This is a genomic window from Paenibacillus sp. Soil787, assembly GCF_001429545.1.
Taxonomy (GTDB): domain Bacteria; phylum Bacillota; class Bacilli; order Paenibacillales; family NBRC-103111; genus Paenibacillus_E.
Map to the genome: position 1 here is coordinate 120,698 of NZ_LMSP01000044.1, position 19,282 is coordinate 139,979.

Annotated in this window: 26 protein-coding genes; 21 read left to right on the top strand and 5 right to left on the bottom strand. The window is 42.4% G+C overall.

Annotation, left to right across the window (positions count from 1 at the left end; genetic code table 11):
* Window positions 1-66: 66 nt before the first annotated feature.
* From ASG93_RS36865 to ASG93_RS36585, 3 genes are all read left to right on the top strand, one after another.
* Window positions 67-975 carry a collagen-like protein gene (locus ASG93_RS36865; RefSeq protein ID WP_156411056.1) on the top strand — a complete coding sequence of 303 codons (909 nt, stop codon included), beginning with the start codon at window positions 67-69 and terminating at the stop codon, window positions 973-975.
* Between the two features lie 119 nt (window positions 976-1,094).
* On the top strand, window positions 1,095-1,424 hold the full coding sequence (locus tag ASG93_RS26790) for a DHCW motif cupin fold protein (RefSeq protein WP_056836986.1): 330 nt from the start codon (window positions 1,095-1,097) through the stop codon (window positions 1,422-1,424).
* Between the two features lie 178 nt (window positions 1,425-1,602).
* Window positions 1,603-1,923, top strand: a complete 321-nt coding sequence (locus tag ASG93_RS36585) for a histidine phosphatase family protein (RefSeq protein ID WP_056836989.1) — start codon at window positions 1,603-1,605, stop codon at window positions 1,921-1,923.
* 193 nt (window positions 1,924-2,116) lie between these two features.
* Here the strand turns inward: ASG93_RS36585 and ASG93_RS26805 are convergent, their stop codons facing one another.
* On the bottom strand, window positions 2,117-2,788 hold the full coding sequence (locus ASG93_RS26805; protein WP_056836993.1) for an SIMPL domain-containing protein: 672 nt from the start codon (window positions 2,786-2,788) through the stop codon (window positions 2,117-2,119).
* Between the two features lie 291 nt (window positions 2,789-3,079).
* On the opposite strand from ASG93_RS26805, the gene ASG93_RS26810 reads away from it, so the two are divergent.
* The 6 genes from ASG93_RS26810 (at window position 3,080) to ASG93_RS35470 (ending at window position 7,938) form a co-directional block, all read left to right on the top strand.
* Window positions 3,080-3,664 (top strand): DUF4183 domain-containing protein, encoded by a 585-nt coding sequence (locus ASG93_RS26810; protein WP_056836994.1) that lies wholly within the window; start codon window positions 3,080-3,082, stop codon window positions 3,662-3,664.
* Between the two features lie 83 nt (window positions 3,665-3,747).
* Window positions 3,748-4,032 (top strand): DUF4183 domain-containing protein, encoded by a 285-nt coding sequence (locus ASG93_RS26815; RefSeq protein ID WP_056836996.1) that lies wholly within the window; start codon window positions 3,748-3,750, stop codon window positions 4,030-4,032.
* Between the two features lie 151 nt (window positions 4,033-4,183).
* Window positions 4,184-5,233: a sulfite oxidase gene (locus ASG93_RS26820; protein WP_162262881.1), complete on the top strand. Its 1,050-nt coding sequence runs from the start codon at window positions 4,184-4,186 to the stop codon at window positions 5,231-5,233.
* A gap of 99 nt (window positions 5,234-5,332) precedes the next feature.
* Window positions 5,333-6,436: a GntR family transcriptional regulator gene (locus ASG93_RS26825; RefSeq protein ID WP_056836999.1), complete on the top strand. Its 1,104-nt coding sequence runs from the start codon at window positions 5,333-5,335 to the stop codon at window positions 6,434-6,436.
* Between the two features lie 190 nt (window positions 6,437-6,626).
* Window positions 6,627-7,628, top strand: a complete 1,002-nt coding sequence (locus ASG93_RS26830) for an aldose 1-epimerase (protein WP_056837001.1) — start codon at window positions 6,627-6,629, stop codon at window positions 7,626-7,628.
* A 136-nt stretch (window positions 7,629-7,764) separates the two neighbouring features.
* A complete protein-coding gene (locus ASG93_RS35470; protein ID WP_156411057.1) occupies window positions 7,765-7,938 on the top strand; it encodes a hypothetical protein in 174 nt (57 codons plus the stop codon).
* Between the two features lie 186 nt (window positions 7,939-8,124).
* Here the strand turns inward: ASG93_RS35470 and ASG93_RS26835 are convergent, their stop codons facing one another.
* Window positions 8,125-8,550, bottom strand: coding sequence for a VOC family protein (locus tag ASG93_RS26835; RefSeq protein WP_056837003.1), 426 nt, complete (start codon window positions 8,548-8,550; stop codon window positions 8,125-8,127).
* A gap of 132 nt (window positions 8,551-8,682) precedes the next feature.
* Here ASG93_RS26835 and ASG93_RS26840 point away from each other — a divergent pair, with 132 nt between their 5' ends.
* The 3 genes from ASG93_RS26840 to ASG93_RS26850 all read left to right on the top strand — a co-directional run bounded on the left by ASG93_RS26840 (window position 8,683) and on the right by ASG93_RS26850 (window position 10,672).
* Window positions 8,683-9,639 carry a helix-turn-helix transcriptional regulator gene (locus ASG93_RS26840; RefSeq protein ID WP_056837005.1) on the top strand — a complete coding sequence of 319 codons (957 nt, stop codon included), beginning with the start codon at window positions 8,683-8,685 and terminating at the stop codon, window positions 9,637-9,639.
* A 73-nt stretch (window positions 9,640-9,712) separates the two neighbouring features.
* Window positions 9,713-10,045, top strand: coding sequence for an ASCH domain-containing protein (locus tag ASG93_RS26845; protein WP_056837007.1), 333 nt, complete (start codon window positions 9,713-9,715; stop codon window positions 10,043-10,045).
* A 189-nt stretch (window positions 10,046-10,234) separates the two neighbouring features.
* Window positions 10,235-10,672, top strand: coding sequence for a hypothetical protein (locus ASG93_RS26850; RefSeq protein WP_414858891.1), 438 nt, complete (start codon window positions 10,235-10,237; stop codon window positions 10,670-10,672).
* Between the two features lie 5 nt (window positions 10,673-10,677).
* On the opposite strand, the gene ASG93_RS26855 is transcribed toward ASG93_RS26850, so the two are convergent.
* From ASG93_RS26855 to ASG93_RS26865, 3 genes are all read right to left on the bottom strand, one after another.
* Window positions 10,678-11,376 (bottom strand): class I SAM-dependent methyltransferase, encoded by a 699-nt coding sequence (locus ASG93_RS26855; RefSeq protein WP_056837010.1) that lies wholly within the window; start codon window positions 11,374-11,376, stop codon window positions 10,678-10,680.
* A 152-nt stretch (window positions 11,377-11,528) separates the two neighbouring features.
* Window positions 11,529-11,957, bottom strand: coding sequence for a threonine/serine exporter family protein (locus ASG93_RS26860; RefSeq protein WP_056837669.1), 429 nt, complete (start codon window positions 11,955-11,957; stop codon window positions 11,529-11,531).
* 4 nt (window positions 11,958-11,961) lie between these two features.
* Complete coding sequence (locus ASG93_RS26865) at window positions 11,962-12,735, bottom strand: threonine/serine exporter family protein (RefSeq protein WP_056837013.1); 774 nt, start codon at window positions 12,733-12,735, stop codon at window positions 11,962-11,964.
* Window positions 12,736-12,947: 212 nt separating this feature from the next.
* Here ASG93_RS26865 and ASG93_RS26870 point away from each other — a divergent pair, with 212 nt between their 5' ends.
* The 9 genes from ASG93_RS26870 (at window position 12,948) to ASG93_RS26910 (ending at window position 19,259) form a co-directional block, all read left to right on the top strand.
* On the top strand, window positions 12,948-14,195 hold the full coding sequence (locus tag ASG93_RS26870; protein WP_056837015.1) for a TolB family protein: 1,248 nt from the start codon (window positions 12,948-12,950) through the stop codon (window positions 14,193-14,195).
* A gap of 79 nt (window positions 14,196-14,274) precedes the next feature.
* Window positions 14,275-14,823, top strand: a complete 549-nt coding sequence (locus tag ASG93_RS26875) for a DUF1697 domain-containing protein (protein WP_056837017.1) — start codon at window positions 14,275-14,277, stop codon at window positions 14,821-14,823.
* A gap of 27 nt (window positions 14,824-14,850) precedes the next feature.
* Window positions 14,851-15,270 carry a DUF6157 family protein gene (locus ASG93_RS26880; protein WP_056837670.1) on the top strand — a complete coding sequence of 140 codons (420 nt, stop codon included), beginning with the start codon at window positions 14,851-14,853 and terminating at the stop codon, window positions 15,268-15,270.
* Between the two features lie 132 nt (window positions 15,271-15,402).
* Complete coding sequence (locus ASG93_RS26885) at window positions 15,403-16,158, top strand: DUF2087 domain-containing protein (RefSeq protein WP_056837019.1); 756 nt, start codon at window positions 15,403-15,405, stop codon at window positions 16,156-16,158.
* A 35-nt stretch (window positions 16,159-16,193) separates the two neighbouring features.
* The gene (locus ASG93_RS26890) at window positions 16,194-16,547 is read left to right on the top strand and encodes a GIY-YIG nuclease family protein (RefSeq protein WP_056837673.1); all 354 of its coding nucleotides are present in this window, start codon (window positions 16,194-16,196) and stop codon (window positions 16,545-16,547) included.
* 339 nt (window positions 16,548-16,886) lie between these two features.
* The gene (locus tag ASG93_RS26895) at window positions 16,887-17,624 is read left to right on the top strand and encodes an SDR family NAD(P)-dependent oxidoreductase (protein WP_056837021.1); all 738 of its coding nucleotides are present in this window, start codon (window positions 16,887-16,889) and stop codon (window positions 17,622-17,624) included.
* Between the two features lie 51 nt (window positions 17,625-17,675).
* Window positions 17,676-17,912 carry a tautomerase family protein gene (locus tag ASG93_RS26900; protein ID WP_056837023.1) on the top strand — a complete coding sequence of 79 codons (237 nt, stop codon included), beginning with the start codon at window positions 17,676-17,678 and terminating at the stop codon, window positions 17,910-17,912.
* Between the two features lie 227 nt (window positions 17,913-18,139).
* On the top strand, window positions 18,140-18,883 hold the full coding sequence (locus ASG93_RS26905) for an SDR family NAD(P)-dependent oxidoreductase (RefSeq protein WP_056837025.1): 744 nt from the start codon (window positions 18,140-18,142) through the stop codon (window positions 18,881-18,883).
* 61 nt (window positions 18,884-18,944) lie between these two features.
* Window positions 18,945-19,259 (top strand): NIPSNAP family protein, encoded by a 315-nt coding sequence (locus ASG93_RS26910; protein WP_056837027.1) that lies wholly within the window; start codon window positions 18,945-18,947, stop codon window positions 19,257-19,259.
* Window positions 19,260-19,282 lie beyond the last annotated feature (23 nt).

Consider the following 19,282-nt stretch of genomic DNA (forward strand, 5'->3'; position numbering starts at 1 on the left):
TATTGCCTTCCTCATATAATGTGGGTAGTTTTAATACCTAGAAGGATATGAGAAAGGGTGATGATATTGGTCAGAAGACGAACGTTATCAAGCCTAGATAATGACATACAAGCTTTGAAGAGAGATGTTAAGAAGCTTGAACAGCCTATAACATCAGATCGATTAGCAAGGATGGCGATAACGAGGAGGGAACTTGCTCCAAGATCTGTTAGTGGTCCCAAGATAGCTAGGAGGGCCATCACATTAGACAAACTTGCTCCCAGCGTCGTTAACCATATCACATCAGACGTAGTACAATTAATCAGTGCTGGTGCATTAAGCGCAGCAACAGTTGCTAGTCAAGCAAGTGATGCCGTCGGACCCCAGGGACCGATGGGACTCCAAGGGCCTATTGGACCGACTGGTCCACAAGGACCGCAAGGCTTACAGGGTTTACAAGGTCCACAAGGTCCTACGGGAATGGCTGGAGTAACAGGACCAACAGGACCAACAGGTGCACAAGGACTCCAAGGATTACAAGGCATCGAGGGACCGATTGGGATGTCGGGACCTTCTGGAATAGTCGATATTCGATTCGCAGGAAGCAACTTACCAGTCCCATTTATCATTATCCAAGGATCGGGAGACGCTACGGCAGAGTTAATTTTACCGCCAATTACATTGTTAGCTAATCAGGTGGTCAAATTAGATGCATTTGCGAATATTAATTTTATCATCGTTCAAAATTATTCGGTGGATAGCACCATTTCCAGAAATCAAGGGGCCATCGTTACAACGGATCATGCTGTAATGATCCAAAATCAGGATCAGCCCTTTTTTCCGCAAGCAGCTGTAACGACTTTTCTAACTTGGGTGGATAATCCAGGTCCAGGAACCTATAATTACTCGTTTACTATTACAGGTTCAGCTAACGGTATAACGGATGCTTCTATAAATAGCAGGGGATTAACCGCCATGGTTATTACCGTAACATAGTAAGAGATTAATAAGATTATTGGGACAAATGGAAATAAGGCTGGACACAAGTCGTGTTCAGTCTTATTTTTAATATATGGAAAATAAGAAAAGCCAAATGATCAAAGGGGGACCATTTTATGAAAATAACGGATGTTCCATTTTGCACAATTGACTGGAGCGAAATGAGCGCTACTCAACATCCTGGAATTGAAGGTAATGCTTATTGGCGTACATTTGAAATGGGAAACATAAGGGTGCGAATGGTAGAATATACGCCTGGTTATATAGCTGACCATTGGTGTAATAGAGGTCACGTATTGTTAGTACTGGAAGGTGAATTATATACCGAACTTTCAGATGGAAAAGAATTTAAACTCACGCCAGGAGTCAGTTATCAAGTGGCTGATGATACAAATCCACATAGATCTTATACGAAAACTGGAGCCAAATTATTTATTGTAGACTAAGAACTGATTTGCTGTCTCTATTACGCTAATCAGCTAATAAATGAATCAAGCCCTTGTTTTCCATGATAAGTTCGAGATGAACGGATAAGTCGACAAGTCCTCTTTTTATCCGCTTTAGTAAGGCGCCTCCATATGATTCAACATATAAAATATATAAAACAAAATGAAAGGAGAATGAATGAAAACCTATATTTATTTTATTCGGCATGGGATAGCCCCATTTTCGATTGAACATGAACGAGCTGGAGGAACTAGTCTTTCTGAAAAAGGGAAATTAGATGCTAAGAAAGTGGCAGAGTTGTTAAGTAACGAAGACATTGATGTTATTGTTTCTAGTTCATATTTTCGAGCATTAGAAACGGTTAGTCCGCTCGCAGAGCTTTTGAAGAAAGAAATTATTCCATACGTTGAGCTTATCGAGAGGCCAATCGTTAGCTTGAATTACGCGGTATCCGACGAGGAATTATTAATTGGAATTGAACAGTCTTTTACTGTCTGATTTTAAAGGCAAGAAAATCGCTATTGGCACGCACGGGAATATCATGACGATCATATTGAATTATTTTGATTCTAGTTACGGATTCGAATTTTGGAAACAGACCTCTAAACCTGACATTTATAAACTAGAATTTGAAGAAAAGGAATTAAAGCTTGTTGAGAGGTTGTGGGATCAATGAGACCAGCAAGATTCGTCATCGGTCGGCGAACTGATACCACACGCGTACTTTGGCATAAATCGTTAATTGTCCCGGTTGAATGGGAGTGACTGTACTTTTGGCTAACATGGCGGTTGCATAGGGGATAGGTTCGGCGGTCCCGGTAATTTCTTGGATTTGGCTGGGGACTGTGAAAAGAGTAACTCCCAATGTATTGGCAATGGTCATAGCTTTGTGTCGGGCGTTTCGAATGGCATTCGATAATGCCTGATTCTCGTAAATTTCTGGCTGTGAAGTCGTAAACTTAATGTCTGTGATGTTATTGGCGCCACTGGCAACGGCAGTGTCAACGAGAATTCCTGTCAGTTCTACTTTATCGTTGGTAATTTGCAAAAGATGGGTTACTTTATAGCCTCGAAAAACTTGCTTCCCTTCTTGATAATCGTACTGAATTTCAATTCCAAAATCGTACGTTTGTATTTTTTCCCGGGGGATGTTTAGTTTTAATAAGGACTGAATGATCGTGGTTACAATTTTGGCGTTTTCGGTTTGGACAGCAGGCAAAACAGGACCTTCGGTTATGGCGCCCAGCACCGCTATCGCTCTGTCGGGAGTTGCAGCCGCTGATCCCATACCTAGGACTTCTATGGTAGGTGGGCATTTATATGGAGGAAAAGTGGTCGGCTTATTAACGGGATAATTGCACATAGAAGGACTCCTTTCCTGTGAAATACATAATCTAATGTATGGAAATGTACGGACAATAATTCTTGTTTAAATAAGCAATGTCGAAGGTGTGAAAAAGGCCATCCTGCAAAGGATGGCCTTTTTCAATAGTTAAATTGTTTGATTGGGGAAGAAAAACGAAGTAGGGGGAGTAGTTTTATACCTATTTTCATTAAAAATAGGTTGCAGTCTAATAGTTATTGGTTTGTAGTCCATACCTCTAATAGACCATTTCATATTATAGAATGTTTCACTTGGGAGGTGAGGATAACTGTGCCAAGAAAACAACTACTTAAAAAGAAATTACTTAAAACAACCAGATTGAAATTAGGGTGCTCGAAAAATGGTCGAAGAAAACATTGTAAAAAGAAAACAATAATTATTTGCCCTCTAAAAAAAAGAAAAAAACATAAAAAGGTTATTATTTTCAAAAGAAAACTTAAGGTTACCGGTTTACAGGGAATGCAGGGGATGCAGGGACCACCGGGACCGAAAGGTACTCAAGGACCTTCAGGATTGCAAGGGCCTCCAGGCGCCACGGGACTTGTCATCATCCCTGACATCATCATTTTGCCAACTGCTCAAAGATATTTTTATATTATGAATTCAGATACTCAGTCCCTTGTAAGTATTCCGGCTAATGAATTCACCAATGATGAGGGAACATTCATAACACAATTTACAGACTATGGTCAAAATAGCTATAGTAATCTTTACATCAATGGGATATTACAAGAAAGCAGTATTTACTGCGTAAATGAAAGTGCATTAACCATAAATCTCAACAATCAAACTTTATACTCAGGTACACCAATTATTCTTGAAACCGTTAGATTCTTAGCTCAAATAACTCTTTAAAATGGTTTGTGATACTCAATTAATTAGCCCTTCCCTTTTACTATTATTAGCATAATCTAGTTGAGAGAAGAGAGGTGATATAAATGCCAATTACAAAACCCTTTATGGCTGCCAGAAGATTTACGGCTACAGCAGGGGATGGAACGGGAACCGGTGCAGCATATAATATTCTTGCAACAGCTACCACGAATGATGCTGGTGTAGCTGCCACTGCCTTTCCAACTGCACCTGCGTATTATAATCTTTATATTAATGCTCAGATTCAATCAGCCGATACTTCCACCGCTACCACTACTGCTATTACCATCCCAAACGGTGACGCACTCGATCCTGCGACTCCAATTGTAATCGAATTTGTTGTAAACTAATTTATTTTAATGGAGATGCCGACAAATCTTACTATTTTAGATTGTCGGCATTATTTTATTAAACCTCTAATTATGGCATCATATTAGTCTTGATTCAACATGAGATCCATATCTTTTAGTAAGATCTTGTTCTTACGAAAGGATGGTTAAATTGTTGTATTCGCCTCATTTGATTACACGAAAAATCATACCAGAAAATCAAGAATTCCCCATGCTGTCACTATCCAGTCGAATCACGCCAGAACATCTGTTTTATATCCGGAACCATTTTCCATATCCGAATGTGGACATGCGCACTTGGGGACTTTCTATCGAAGGATGTGTAAACAAACCAAGGTATTTTCGGTATCATGATCTCTTAAAAATGCCTCAAGTTACACTGCCCGTAACGCTTGAGTGTGTTGGAGATAAAAGGTCATTTTTTCAACCGAAAACTCGCGGCGTGCAGTGGGGACTTGGGGCAATTAGTCATGCGGTTTGGACTGGGGTTCGTCTTCAAGATTTATTGCTTGCAGCGGACGTTCAAAGGAATGCACGTGAAGTGACGTTCGAGGGCATGGATAAAGGAGTTCGAACAGATATGCCAGGCGTTTTTTCCTATAAAAGAAGTTTATCTCTCGAACACTCTTTGCATCCCGATACCATTATAGCCCTTTACATGAATGGCAAACCGCTGCCTTACCTTCATGGTTATCCGGCTAGATTAATTGTTCCAGGATGGTACGGAATGGCTTCAGTCAAATGGCTTCACCGAATCGTTGTCATAGAGGAACAATTTCAAGGACCTTTCCAAGTCGTAGATTATGTATATGATCGAAAACCATTAACGCCATCCGCTCCCGAGCCGGTTACAACCATTCATCTCAATTCGACCATTGCGGGGCCAACAGATCAGGAGGTATTGGCAAAAGGGGAGCATTGTGTATGGGGTACAACCATATCTAGCAGAGATCCAGTTGATCTGGTAGAGATAAGTACCGACAATGGAAACACCTGGTTGGCAGTATCTTGGTTGGATCAACATGAAGCTTATTCTTGGAGGCGCTGGTGCTGGAAATGGACGGTAACTGAACCTGGAACCTATGACATGAAAGTCAGAGCTAAGGATACAGCAGGTAACATGCAAAGTGAAATGGCAGATTGGAATGTAAAAGGTTACGGTTATAATGCAATACAGCGTATACGTGTGTACGTTGATTGACTATCCTTGTACATCTCCCAACCCTTCTCTGACCATATATGTACATACAAGTTGAGCGAATGATATAATACGGTCAGAATCAATAGCCTGAGGTGAATCATGAAAGAAAAGCAAATGCCGAAATACTTACAGTTAAAACAGGAAATCCTATCGTGGCTTCATACCGGGAAGCTGAAACCGAGTGATCAAATGCCATCGGAAAATGAAATAGCCGAGCAATTTCAGATGAGCCGTCAAACGGTTCGCCAGACATTCGGGGAGTTAGAGCAGGAAGGTTGGCTGTATCGGATGCAAGGCAAAGGAACATTCGTTTCCACACCACAGACACAAAAAAGTCGAGATGTGCAAACCATTGGCATTCTGTCAACCTATATATCGGATTATATTTTTCCCCATATCGTAAGAGGAGCGGAGTCTGCTTTACGTGCTAGAGGATACAGACTGCTCTTGTCTTCCACAGACAATGATAAGGAAAAAGAAAAGGAAAGCCTCGACATGATGATGAGTCAGCCCTTAAGCGGCCTTATTATTGAACCGACCAAAAGCGCGGCAGGCAATCCGAATTTAAGTTATTATCTCTCATTAGACTATCAACATATTCCTTATTTGATGATTAATGAGCGGTATCCGGAGATGAATTGTCCTTCTTTGGTCGTAGATGATGAAGAGGGTGGATTCAAGGCGGCTCAGCACTTAATTGAGCTTGGGCATCGTCGTATTGCTGGGTTCTTTAAGACCGATGATCTGCAAGGGGTTAATCGGATGAAAGGGTTTATTCGTGCTCATCATCATTATCAAATCCCGTTATTGCCGGAATTCGTCATTCATTATTCGACGGAAGAGAAGAGAATCAAACCCTACGAAAGCGCACAAGCGATGCTAGGTCAGGTGGATGAGCGGCCAACGGCATTCGTTTGCTACAACGATGAGATAGCTATTCATCTTCTTGAAGCTATACGTACAACAGGTCTTCAAGTGCCGCAGGATATCTCTCTAGTCGGCTTTGATGACTCTTCTTTAGCAACCGCAACAGAGGTCAAGCTGACGACACTTTCGCATCCCAAAACGCAGATGGGTACGGATGCAGCAGAGATATTGATCGATATGATACAGAATAAACGAGTAAATGGAAGAAAAACAGGGAAAGTCTATAAGCCGGAATTAATCATCAGGGATTCAACCATCCGAGTTAATCTGTCATAAAAATTCAGCTAGCCAACTTGTACGTACAAGTGATATACTGAATGTAGAAACGACAGAAATTTGAAGTAGGCTATCCATCGAGTCCATAAGATTATTTTCATCCATTGACTTCCATGATTCTCATGCTTTAGAGTAAATTCATATAAGCCTGTCCAAAATGAAAGCACAGCTATCTAGGAGGAAATCGCAAATGACGACGAAAGCGTTTGAAGGAACATACCAAGGAGAGAAAGCCATTTGGTTACAAGCCGGCCGTTATGAAGCAGCCGTTTTACCGGAAATTGGCGCTAATCTAATTGCTTTTAGAGATACTGAAAAAGAATACCGCTTTTTGCGTGAGCCTGCAATGGAAGAGATGGAAGCTTTTAAAGCACGTCCATTCGTGCACGGGATACCCGTATTATTTCCACCCAATCGCTACGAGGACGGGAAGTTTCCTTGGCAAGGCAAAGTCTATGAATTTCCGATCAATGAACCGAAGACAGGAAATCACCTGCACGGTTTTGTACACAATATTCCATGGGCTGTTGAGAAATTCCGTACAGATGAAACTGAGAGTTCAGTAACCCTAGCTTTACGCGTAAGAGAAGGGCATTCCGTTTATGCGTATTTACCGCATGATTTCACGATACGCTTGACTTACACATTGAATGCATACGGTTTGCATCAGCATGTATCCGTACATAATGAAGGCAAAGAGGCTATGCCTTGCTTGTTAGCGTATCACACGACGATCAATGCTCCTTTTGCGCCGAACAGTCAGGCTTCTGATTATGGGTTCAAAATGACGATCGGCAACCGCTGGAAAATGAGTGAAAGAATGCTGCCAACCGGGGAGTATCAGCCATTGTCAGCGGACGAAGAGAAGATGAAAGTAGGCGGCTTGTCGCCATTCTTTGAATCCATGGATAATCATTACACAACCTCGCCGCAAAACGGCCGCAACTATATGGAGTTGACAGATTCACGCGAAGGGATCAAACTTGTTTATGATGTAGGAACTTCCTACAAACAGTGGATGATCTGGAATAATGGCGCTTCTGAAGGATTTTTCTGCCCAGAGCCGCAAATGAATCTGGTAAATGCACCGAACGTAGGTCTCCCGGCTGATCAAATTGGACTGGTTTCCTTGGAGCCAGGCGAAATTTGGGAAGAAACAGGACGTCTTTATACGATTGAATTGAACAAATAAAACGAATAAAAGGAGAGACTTTGATCTCCGACCAAAGATCCCTATATCAGCCCCTTTGACGCATGGAGAGAATCCGACGAGATGATCTGCTAGCGGCGAGGGGGTATTTTTATCCGAAAGAAAGGCGGGGTACATATTGGAAAATAATGATGCTTCAGAAAAGGAACAACTCACAGCAGAGATCAAAAGACTAACGTTGGAAAACGAGAGATTGAAACAAGAGATCGCGAAACTACGCGGAGTTACGCGTCCATCTTCGGGCTCCATGGATAGCATGTCTACGAAGTTGAAAGAAGCGTTGAGAGAGTAATCATAACTTTGATCTCAAGAGAATTTGATTTTTGAGCTAAAAGAGGTTCCCGTCCAAGACATTGGCCTCCACCCCCAAGAATGAAAATAATGTGCCATATGACGAAAACGGCCCATTCACAGATGTGAACGGAGCCGTTTTTTTGCCATTTTCCACCGGATGAAAATCATTGCTATAACAAATATGTTAGCGTTGACGCGCAGTGAAAATTTGAAAGACTACACCGAACTTGTCTATGACCATACCGTAAGCTGGGCTAAAATGAGTTTCTTGCAGTTCCAAGCTTACTTGTCCGTCTTGTCGTAACGATTCATATAGTTGTTTCGCTTGTTCCTTTTCAGAAGTGGTTATACAGATGGTAACTTGATTGCCAATGGGATGGGATTGACCCGGAAAAATATCGGAAACCATCAGTTCTGTTTGGCCGACTTTTAGTACCGAATGAGCTATACGATTCCTTGCATTGGCCGGTAATGATGATTCGGTGGAATCTGGACTCTCTCCGAATGTTTGGGTAAAAACAACTTTTGCGTCTAATGCTTGTACATAAAAATCAATAGCTTCTTTGGCATTTCCGTCCAACATAATAAAAGGTGTTAATTGTAAAATCATGATCAAACAGCTCCCTTGGTTCAAATTTTGATTATTTTTCGCAGGATGTTCAGAATTTTTGTGGGCTCAATGTTCATTATAATTTATAATGGTGACAGGAGTTGTCATAAATATAAAAAACGGAGAAATGTTATGCCCAAATCGAAACGGCTTCTGGCATTGATGATGACCGTTAACCGCAAACGGAAGTTTACGGTCAAGGAACTTGCCCAAGAGTTTGAGGTGTCATCGAGAACGATTTTAAGAGACTTACAGGAACTAAGTGAGTTAGGGGTTCCTTTATATTCGGAAGTAGGACCTCACGGCGGTTATCAGGTGTTGAACGAAAGAATCCTGCCGCCCATTGCCTTTACCGAGGAAGAGGCCATAGCCATATTTTTTGCCTGTCATGCCCTGCGGCATTATGCCTGCCTCCCCTTTAAAACGGAAGCTTCTTCGGCATTGAGCAAGTTTTATAACTACATGTCTGGAGACGTCCGGGATCGTATTGATCAAATGAAGAACCGGGTTGACTTTATAACGCCGTCAAGACATTCGGAATCCCCCCATTTATCCATCTTGCTGGATGGCGCTATCGATCAAAAAGTCATTCTCATCGAATATGAATCGCGAGAAGGAATAGCCAGTAGGGAAATACAGCCGATTGGTATCTATGCGAGCAATGGCTTATGGTATTGTCCAGCTTACTGCTTTCTTCGCGGCGATATTCGTGTATTCCGATGTGACAGAATGCATTCGGCGGTTCATGCTTCTGATTCTTCTTCGAAACCGATAGATCTTAGGCATGTTCATCTTGGAAATAGGGAAGCACTTAACAAGGCGGAAGAGGAAGAAGCTATTTTACATGTGGAATTAAGCAAAGAAGGCGTCCAGAAGTGCGAGGCTGAGTTATGGGCGGGATCTAAATTGCACTTCAATAACGATGGCACTGGTTGGCTAGAGGGTAACATTGGGAAGAGTGACATCCCGTTTTTCGCAAAGTTTGTTCTTGGTCTGGGAAATGAGGCCACAGTAAAAAGTCCACCGCAATTGGTAGATGCTATGAAAGAAATGATGGCCAAGATTATGGCAAAGTATAATTTCGAGTGACAGGATTGCCGCGCAGTTCGACAAAGCTAGTTACATTCGTTATAATGAGAACTGCCAAAAGGAGGGAACTAAAATGAACGAAACATTGCCACCAAAAACGTGTTCGATCGACCGACTCGTTACGAAAGAAGCAGAAGTTAACAAAGTGCTTGCTGGTGAGAAAACAGCTTGCAGACGCAATGGACGCTATGCAGATATCGGTGAAACGATGGAATTGCAAGGCACAGCGTTTATAGTTACCAACGTGTACCAACAAACTTTGGGTGAATTGACTGTGGAACATGCAAAAGCGGAAGGTCATACGTCCGTAGATGAGTACCGTGATAGTATTTTATCCATGCATCCAGGCATGCCATGGCTGCCGCATATGAAAGTATGGGTACACGAATTTCAAAAGGCTGAATAAGTAATAACAAAAAACAGTGTGGATCTAAGGATCTGCACTGTTTTGTTAACCACATAAGAAAGTTTAAGTTTTCGGTTTCCGAAAACGGCTTTCTTATTAGCGATAAAAACTACATTTAAACGCGGTCGCTCATCTTTGAATGGCCTCGATAGAGGTTTTCTCAATTCTCATATAGAACGGATGATGGTATTGTCTTGGTATGTACTGCTTTTATATCTACATATATTTAGTGTTGTTTTAAGTATAGGCCCTTATTTTATCCTATTCCCATTATTGACTAGAATTCGTAATGTGCCACTCGAGCAATTGCCAGACTACCTTGAACCATTTCGGATTACGGTTCGGCTTACCAAGCATGCCGGCCACGTGCTTGTTGCGACAGGAATTTTTCTCACGTGGATAACGGCGTGGACGTGGAAAACATCCTGGATTATCGTCACGGTTCTCATTATGGTTGCTTCGCTGTACTTTATTGCCCGTGCATTCTCGCCCCTGCTCCGTCAGCTCAAGGCACCACACGAGAATCGAGATTTCTTAGTCAACAAGCTGCGCAAGGCATTGGTCTGGTATGTCATCATTACGTTGTCGATGATGTGGTTTATGGTGGCCAAACCAACCATTTGGTAATAAGCTTAAACAGCAGGCTTCCCGGCGTACATAACAACGAAATTGTAATATTTGTAAACGCAATCAACGTCAATGAAGCCACAAGCTCGAAGCCAATTCAGCTGTTGATCGAGCGGAGCCATTTTATCCAATTTCGTCCTTTCGTAAGCAGCTTGCAGCGCTTCAGGTGTTAGATCTGTGGCTTCTACTTTAGCTGCCCAATCAGAACGGTACAATTGATCTAGGAAAGGGCTGCTGCCTAGGACTTGATCTGCGTTAACGAAGAACCCGCCTGGTTTCAGCAGCTTAAAAATCTTTTTATACAGATCATGCTTAGCCTGATCTTCAAGATGATGAATGGAAAGAGAGGAGATGACGCAATCAAACGGTTCTGAAGTCTCGAAAACACTATAGTCCTCCGCTATATATGTCACGTTGGCTCGGTTTTCTCCAAAGCGCTGTTTAGCGATATCGAGCATACCTTGCGAAAGATCAATTAACGTTAGCATTGCATTAGGGTATTGGTTGATTACATAAGAGGAGAAGAGGCCGGTACCTGCTCCTAGGTCGAGAATACGTGGAGATGCATGATCGACCTTCACTAGTGAAGCTGCTGTGTGGTAAAAATCATCAAAACAAGGAATCAGTTTTCTTCGCTGGCTATCATATTTCTCAGCAATTTCATTGAACTTTGTTGTGATTTGCTGGTTTGTTAGCTGGCTCATAGGCTGATCAACTCCACTCCATAGATTGATATTGCTTTGTTGGTCTTATTTTAAAGGGAAAAGCAGGAAAAATCTAAGATATAAAACCGATCATCTTTATAGGTATTAACTATTAATATGGCAAGAACTATTGCGAATAGTTCGAAAAGGTATCAATGTTTGGTTCGACGCAACAGCTGATTAAGAACCTCGGAGAAGACTAGTCCGATCGCGATTGCACCAGATAACAGGAAGGATTTGGCCGCTAGCTGTACGGCAAGATCGTAGTGGTTGAGGACGACATTACGCATCGCATCATAGGCTAAGCCGCCGGGTACTAACGGGATAATTCCCGATACACTGAATACTATAACTGGTGTTTTGTATATTTTCGCAAAAAATTGACTGATAACGGTTACGAAAAAAGAGGCAATCAACGTGGCCAGAATTGGGTCCAAAGGAATCATTTGAATAGAAACATATAACATCCACCCGCACATACCCACGAAGCCGCACTGCAAAAGTGTGCCCTTAGGGACGTTGAAAAGAATAGCGAATGCCGCAGTAGCAATGAAACTCGTTAAGAGCTGCTCAATCATCATCATCCTAAATTCCCACCCCGTTATTAAATGAAAGTACAAAGGCAATGCCAGCTCCAATGGCAAAAGCAGTTAAGAAGGCTTCAGCGCCTTTGGAAACCCCAGAAACGAAATGGCCTGCCATCAAATCGCGTACGGCATTCGTAATAAGAAGCCCCGGAACAAGAGGCATGACAGAGCCAATAATAATGGTATCAAGCGCATGACCAAACCCCATTTGGACAAACAAGAAAGCCATGATTCCAATGAGTAAGGAAGCGAGAAATTCAGCAAAGAACTTTATCGGCACTAACCGGTTAAAATAATTAAGGAATGCGAAGCCAGCCCCGCCAGCTACGAATGCAGGCAGGAAATCATGCCATTTTCCTTGGAACATGATTAAGAAACAACCGCTTGCAACAGCAGCGGATAGAATCTGAAACCAAGCGGGATAACGCATCTTGGCCACATCAATGTCCTCAAGAAGCCGATAAGCTTCGTTGGGCGTTAGTTCCCCTTGGCTGATTCGTCTAGAAACAGCATTCACAACCGTGACTTTGCGAAGATCGGTCGATCGAGCGGATATACGAATTAGTCGTGTGGTCTGCTCAGGTCCATCAATGGAGAAAATGATACCAGTCGGGGTTACAAAGCTATGGGAGTTCGGCACACCAAAGGCTTCCGCGACGTGGGTCATGGTGTCTTCGACACGATAGGTTTCACCACCGTTTTCCAGCATGATTTTACCAGCCAGTAAACAAACTTGTGCAATTTCGTAGTTCGTAGCAGCAAGATACGCCATGGTTTGTTCTCTCCTGAAAAAGTATTTGCCAAAAGAATAATATAGCACGGAAACCATTGAAAATCATATGTCTATAACATTTGGTGTACGCCCAACTACAATAGGTCATGTTTCCGTATGTTCTTAACAACAAAAGGAAATTGTAAAAGGTAAGTTACTAAGCAGAGAGACTTTGATCTCCGATCAAAGATCCCTATATTAGGAGGAAGAACATGAGAGCTTTTAAAAATACCATTCTTGCCGTGTTGACTGTATTACTCATCATAACGAATAGCACGACAATTTATGCAGAAAAGCCTACTGAATTGCTTATAGCAGCATTCGTTCGAAATGGCGAATTATGGATTAAAGTCGGTGACAACGAAAGACAACAAACCCGAGGAGCATACATATTAAACCCGAAATGGTCTTATGACGGCCAGTGGATAGCTTACACAAAGGGCGAACATGAACAGGAGCTTTGGTTATTACAGGTTCAAACTGGACGAAGTCATCTCGCTGCGCATGAAGGCGGGAGGAACTTTCAATGGCAACCTAACCGGAATTCTCTCGCATTTCTAACCGCGCAGCAGCTTAATTGGATAGATTCTGATGAACTTGCAAAACCGGAGAAAATTGCAGATGGTATCGGGAATTATTCCTGGTGTCCAGATGGGAGCGGTTTTATAGTTTCGATGGCAGCTAAGCTTTCAAACGACGGATGGACACCGGTACGAATAATGAAAATACCATTAACCGCTGATGCTGATCCTAACCTCTTTACGATGTTGTATACGCTGCCCAAGCAATCTGACGATTTTTTTGCTGTGGACACGAGCATCTTCAAATGGTCTGCAAACAGACGTTGGATTGCTTTCTTGGCTAAACCAACAGCTTCATTGTCGGCCGATGGCAACACATTATGTATATTATCTGCAGACGGTTCAGTTTTCAAAACACTCGATCAAATGGTTAACAACGAGATGTGGTTTGAGTGGGCGAGCAAAGATGAGATGCTTGCCTATATCGAAGGTGTCGGAAGAGAAGCTACAACGAATAAACATTTGAAGGTTTTGCGGATTCCAGACGGGAAATCTGTTTCCTACACACCTAAGGGGTATGTCGAGCAAAGCTTCACTTGGCGTGGTCTCCAGAATATCGTTACTTCAAGATCCAAAGAAGCGGAATGGTCGATCGACCCAGCTAAACGTCAGTTTCCCTATTTGGTTAATGTGAAGCTGAAGAGTCATCAACAGAAACTAATAACGCAGCCTTCAGATACTTACGGTGATTTTAATCCCATTTCTCTTCCCTCACACCAGTTGGCATGGATTAGATCCAATCGCAGCAAATCAAATGTCTTGGTCGCGGGTCCTCATGGCACAAAAGCTGAAATTTGGATCGAAAACATTGACCTTGGAGCTAACTACTACGAACAGAGGAACTGGAATACGGTACTGAGCTTTTTTATTGGAAAATAAACGAATGAGATGCTAGCATGAAAGCAAATGGGCAATAATTGGTGTATAATGGAATTAAAAATGGTTGTGAGGTTATGCGATGCCGAAGTATATTGCACTGTTGCGAGGAATTAATGTCAGCGGTCAGAAGATGATTAAGATGGAAAAGCTGCGAAGCATTTTTGAATCCATGGATTATAAGAATGTGATTACGTATATACAAAGTGGAAATGTTATTTTTGATTGTGAGGAAGGCGACCCTGCTGTCGTTCGTGATCGAATTGTGAGCGAGCTCAAGGTTCAACTTACTTTCGATATTCCTGTCATCATTCGAACACTAGAAGAATTGCAAGAGGTTGTAGAGAATACCCCTCACAAAATAGTCAATATAGAAGCCAATGAACAAAGATATATGACCTTTTTATCTCACACAGCGACCGATGCGGCTATCGCCAAATTAGAAGCTTTTCAAAATGAAGTGGACGAGTTCCGCGTCAAAGGGCTCACCGTCTATTTACTCATTCGTAAAAACTACGGAGAATCAAAGTTCAGCAACAATTTCATCGAAAAGAAGCTAGGTGTATCCGCGACAACGCGGAACTGGGAAACTGTGATTAAATTGATTCAACTTGCTGAAGGAGGGAGTTAATCCATTATGCCCTATGAAGATGCACATATGAGTTATAAGGATACATTTATACAGGTTTCTGCTGACTGTCCAGTCGAAGTAGGAATCGTGCCTTCCATGAAAAAGGATAGTAAAACCGCACATTTGATTCAATACGAGCTGCTGTCTCAAAACCCTTACAAATATACACAAGGCGAGCTTATTTATGAGGTCTATTTGCAGCATAAACAAATCCCAAAGAGTGAAATTGAAGCTCGTAGTGATGAAATTCGTGAGGAGCTTTTTTCTAAAAACCACCCTTGTTTAAGGGCATCCATGCTTCCAAAGAAGCACGGTTGGGGTGTGCATTACAATGAAGAAGGCAAAATTGCGATTTACCCCATGGAATCTGAAGCCTACCAGCAATTTGTTGAAGCAGGTGAAGACGGTCCTAAGTTGTTATTTGCAATGCGAAATTCTCGCGGGTGAAAGAAATAGGAAGAGAAAACGAGGAATCCTTTTATCTAAAAGGGATTCTTTTTTTGTTCAATAATTGACGGATTAGTAAACAAAATAATATAATGTCTAATATATAATAAACTTTATTAGGAAGTGTTTGTTGTGGAGATGTCTGAAATGTTCTGGAAAGCCTCACTAGATGAGTGGAAACGTGGCTATGTACAGGAAGATGATGGTTTTATTTGTTTATTATGCGGCAAGAGAACGGAAGTAGGTATTATTTATCCCCAGGATGGTGTTTTGTATGAGGCAGAACGCTATCTTAAATGGCATATTCAGCATGCGCATGGATCTGTCTTTCAATATTTCATCGGGTTAGATAAAAAGCTTACAGGTCTGACCGATCATCAGAATAGCCTGCTACAGCTATTTTATGAAGGAAAGAGCGATACTGAAATCCAAAAGGAATTGGCTATTGGCAGTGCCTCAACGATTCGAAATCATCGATTTGGATTGAAGGAGAAAGAGCGCCAAGCTAAGATTTTTGTGACGATGATGGAGCTGTTGAAAGAGAAGGACCAGCATGCGCCAGCTTTTGTAGAAATTCATAAAACGGCCAAGATGGTAGATGAACGATATAATATTACCCAAGATGAGTACGAGAAGATCGTTAAGAAGTATTTTCCAGACGGTACGTCAGGTGAACTAGTCTCATTTTCACAGCAAGAAAAGCACAAAATCGTTGTGCTGCGCGAAATTTCCAAACGATTCGAACAGGAGCGCTTTTATGGAGAAAAGGAAGTAAACGAGATGATCAAGCCAATCTTCCACGACTATGTGAAAATACGTAGATATTTGATTGAATATGGCTTTCTCGATCGAGAACCAGACGGAAGTCAATATTGGCTGAAAGGATGAGTAGGAACAACATGAATAAAAAGGAGCCCAATGAGATGAATCGTAGACAAGAGCTGCAGCAGCAATATAAAGAAACGAAGAAGGAAGCCGGCGTGTTTCAAGTCCGGAATACGATCAATGGCAAGGTGTGGGTCGTGAGCACGAAGAATTTAAAATCTATGAATGGAAAGCTGATGGAATTACAAATGGGCGGAAATCGGAACGAAACTCTTCAGAAGGAGTGGAACGAATTCGGTGGCGATGCCTTCGTAATGGAGGTGCTAGAAGTGCTCAAGGTGAAGGAAACAGGATATTTCGATGAAAACGATGCGTTGAAAAAGCTGGAAGAGAAGTGGCTTGATGACCTCCAGCCATTTGAGGAGCGCGGATATAATAAGCGGAAGGTGTAGGGCGTATCGAATATTTCGTAAGGCGCGAGTTATGTAAGTTTAAGAGAGGTTTAGCAGGGATTCTGCTGAACCTCTTTTTGGTATGTAATATTGGAATTTCTATACTGCATATAGCATCACCTGTATAGCTAGGTTTATATATCTGGATTTGAGATACTTGACATCACTATTCTGTATTATACATGATAACAGGAATCGTTGTAATATGAATGAGCAGACCAAGTGTAAAGACATGAGGAAAGCATTTGGAGAGAAGGTCTGCTAATTTTTTAATATAATTTCACCTTTTAATGGGTAGAAATAAGGGGTACAAATAAGAAGTCAAAGGAGAAATAACACATGGATATTCAGGGAAAAGTATTTGTGATAACTGGCGGAAGCAGCGGTCTTGGGAAAGCTATTGCGATTGAGGTGGTGAGTCGAGGAGCGAATGTTGTCATCAATGGACGCCGCGAACAATCGTTGGCTGAGGCTGCAAAAGAAATCGATCCTACAGGAAAACAAGTACGGTTTGTTGCCGGTAATATTTCAGATCCTGCAATCGCGCAGCGCTTAATCGACGAAAGTTTGGCTCACTTTGGACGCATTGATACGCTAGTTAATAGTGCAGGAATTTTCATGTCCAAGCCATTTACGGAGTATACAGAAGAGGACTTTGCAACATATTTATCCACCAATGTCGTCGGCTTCTTCCACGTAACCCAACGTGCAGTGGCTGAGATGCTTAAACAAGGAACGGGACACATTATTAACTTCACGACGAGTCTGGTTGACCAACCGTCGGTTGTCGTTCCTTCCGTACTCGCCTCATTGACAAAGGGCGGTCTGAAATCAGCGACGAAATCATTAGCAATTGAGTATGCTTCCAAAGGAATACGCGTGAATGCAGTCTCACCTGGGGTAATTAAAACACCGATGCACCCAGTTGAATCATATGATGATCTAGCTAAACTCCATCCTATGGGACGCATGGGCGAGTCACATGATATCGTCGAAGCAGTCTTATATCTGGATGCAGCCAACTTCGTAACTGGTGAGATCCTCTATGTTGACGGCGGACAGAATGCTGGTCACTAAGCAAATGTAGAAGCAGATACAAAATAACTAATTTGAAAGGGGAGAATATCCATGCCGATCGTTACGATCCAAGTGACCCGTGAGGGCACCGCACCAGATCGAGAGTCTATTACAGCGGAAGAAAAGGCGGCGCTGATTAAAGGGGCAAGCGAGCTTTTGCTTAACGTTCTGAACAAGCCTTTAGAAGCTACCTTCGTAGTTATTGAGGAGGTCGACACCGAGAATTGGGGTTGGGGTGGACTACCTGCTTTGGAGTATCGCCGGCAGCTTGCCGATAAGATGAAGTAAGCATAGCGTCGGCGATTGTTTCCATAGACCCGATATGAAGCGCTTATAGGAAACCAGGATTTGCCCGTTAGGTTTAGATATCTGTTTTTGAGATACTCGATATCATTATTCTGTATTATGCAGGATAACAAGACTTATTGTATGATGAATGAGCAGATGAGAAGGTCTGATATTTTTTTAAATATAAACTACCTTTTAATAGGTAGATCAAAAGGAGAATGGTAAAAATGAATATTCAAGATATAGTAGCAGTCATTACAGGTGGAAGCAGCGGGATTGGAAAAGCAGCAGCAATTGAACTGGTGAAACGAGGAGCCAATGTAGTCATTAATGGCCGCCGCGAACAAGCGCTGGTTGAAGCTGCAAATGAAATCGATCCGACAGGCGCACATGTGGCATATGTTGCCGGCGACATTTCAGATCCCCAAGTAGCTGAACGCTTAATCGGCGAAGCACTTTCGCGCTTTGGACGTATCGACACACTGTTGAACAATGCCGGCATTTTTATAGCGAAACCATTCACGGACTACACTGTAGCGGATTTTGAATCGGTACTATCCATTAATATGGTAGGATTCTTCCATGTTACTCAGCGTGCGGTGACCGAGATGCTGAAGGCGGGTTCCGGTCACATCGTCAACATCACGGCAAGCGGAACCACAGAGCAGCCCATCAAAGCCGTGCCATCTGTACTTGCTGCACTGACCAAAGGTGGCTTGAACGCGGCAACGAAGTCGCTGGCGATTGAGTATGCGGACAAGGGCATTCGCGTGAATGCAGTCGCGCCAGGGATCACCAAAACGCCGATGCATTCGGTTGAGACGCATGATTATTTGGCACAATTGCACCCAGTGGGCCGAATGGGCGAGGTTCAGGATATTGTTGACGCTATTGTGTATTTAGAGTCCGCAAAGTTCGTGACCGGAGAGATTCTTCATGTCGATGGTGGTCAAAACGCCGGCCAATGGTAAACAGTAAATAATTTTTTGAATGGGGATAAATACTGAATTCAAAAAAAGGAGGATGGCGTTTATGCTGTACGAACTGCGGATTTACCAAGTGGTTCCGGGCCGTATGCAAGCTATACTGGATCGGTTTCGGGATAATACGATAAGAATTTTTGCTAAGCATGACATGAAGGTAACTAATTTTTGGGTGGATGTAGATGAAACGAAGGACCGGTTGTATTACGTGCTTGAGCATCAGGACATGGATTCGCGTGAACGGAACTTCCAGGCCTTTCTTGAAGATCAAGAATGGCTTGAGCTTAAGGAGAGAACCGAACAAAACGGTCCGCTCCATGAGAATATCGATATTGTGTATATGAATAAAGCGCCATTTTTCTAAATCGAGTAAGATCACAACGGGAT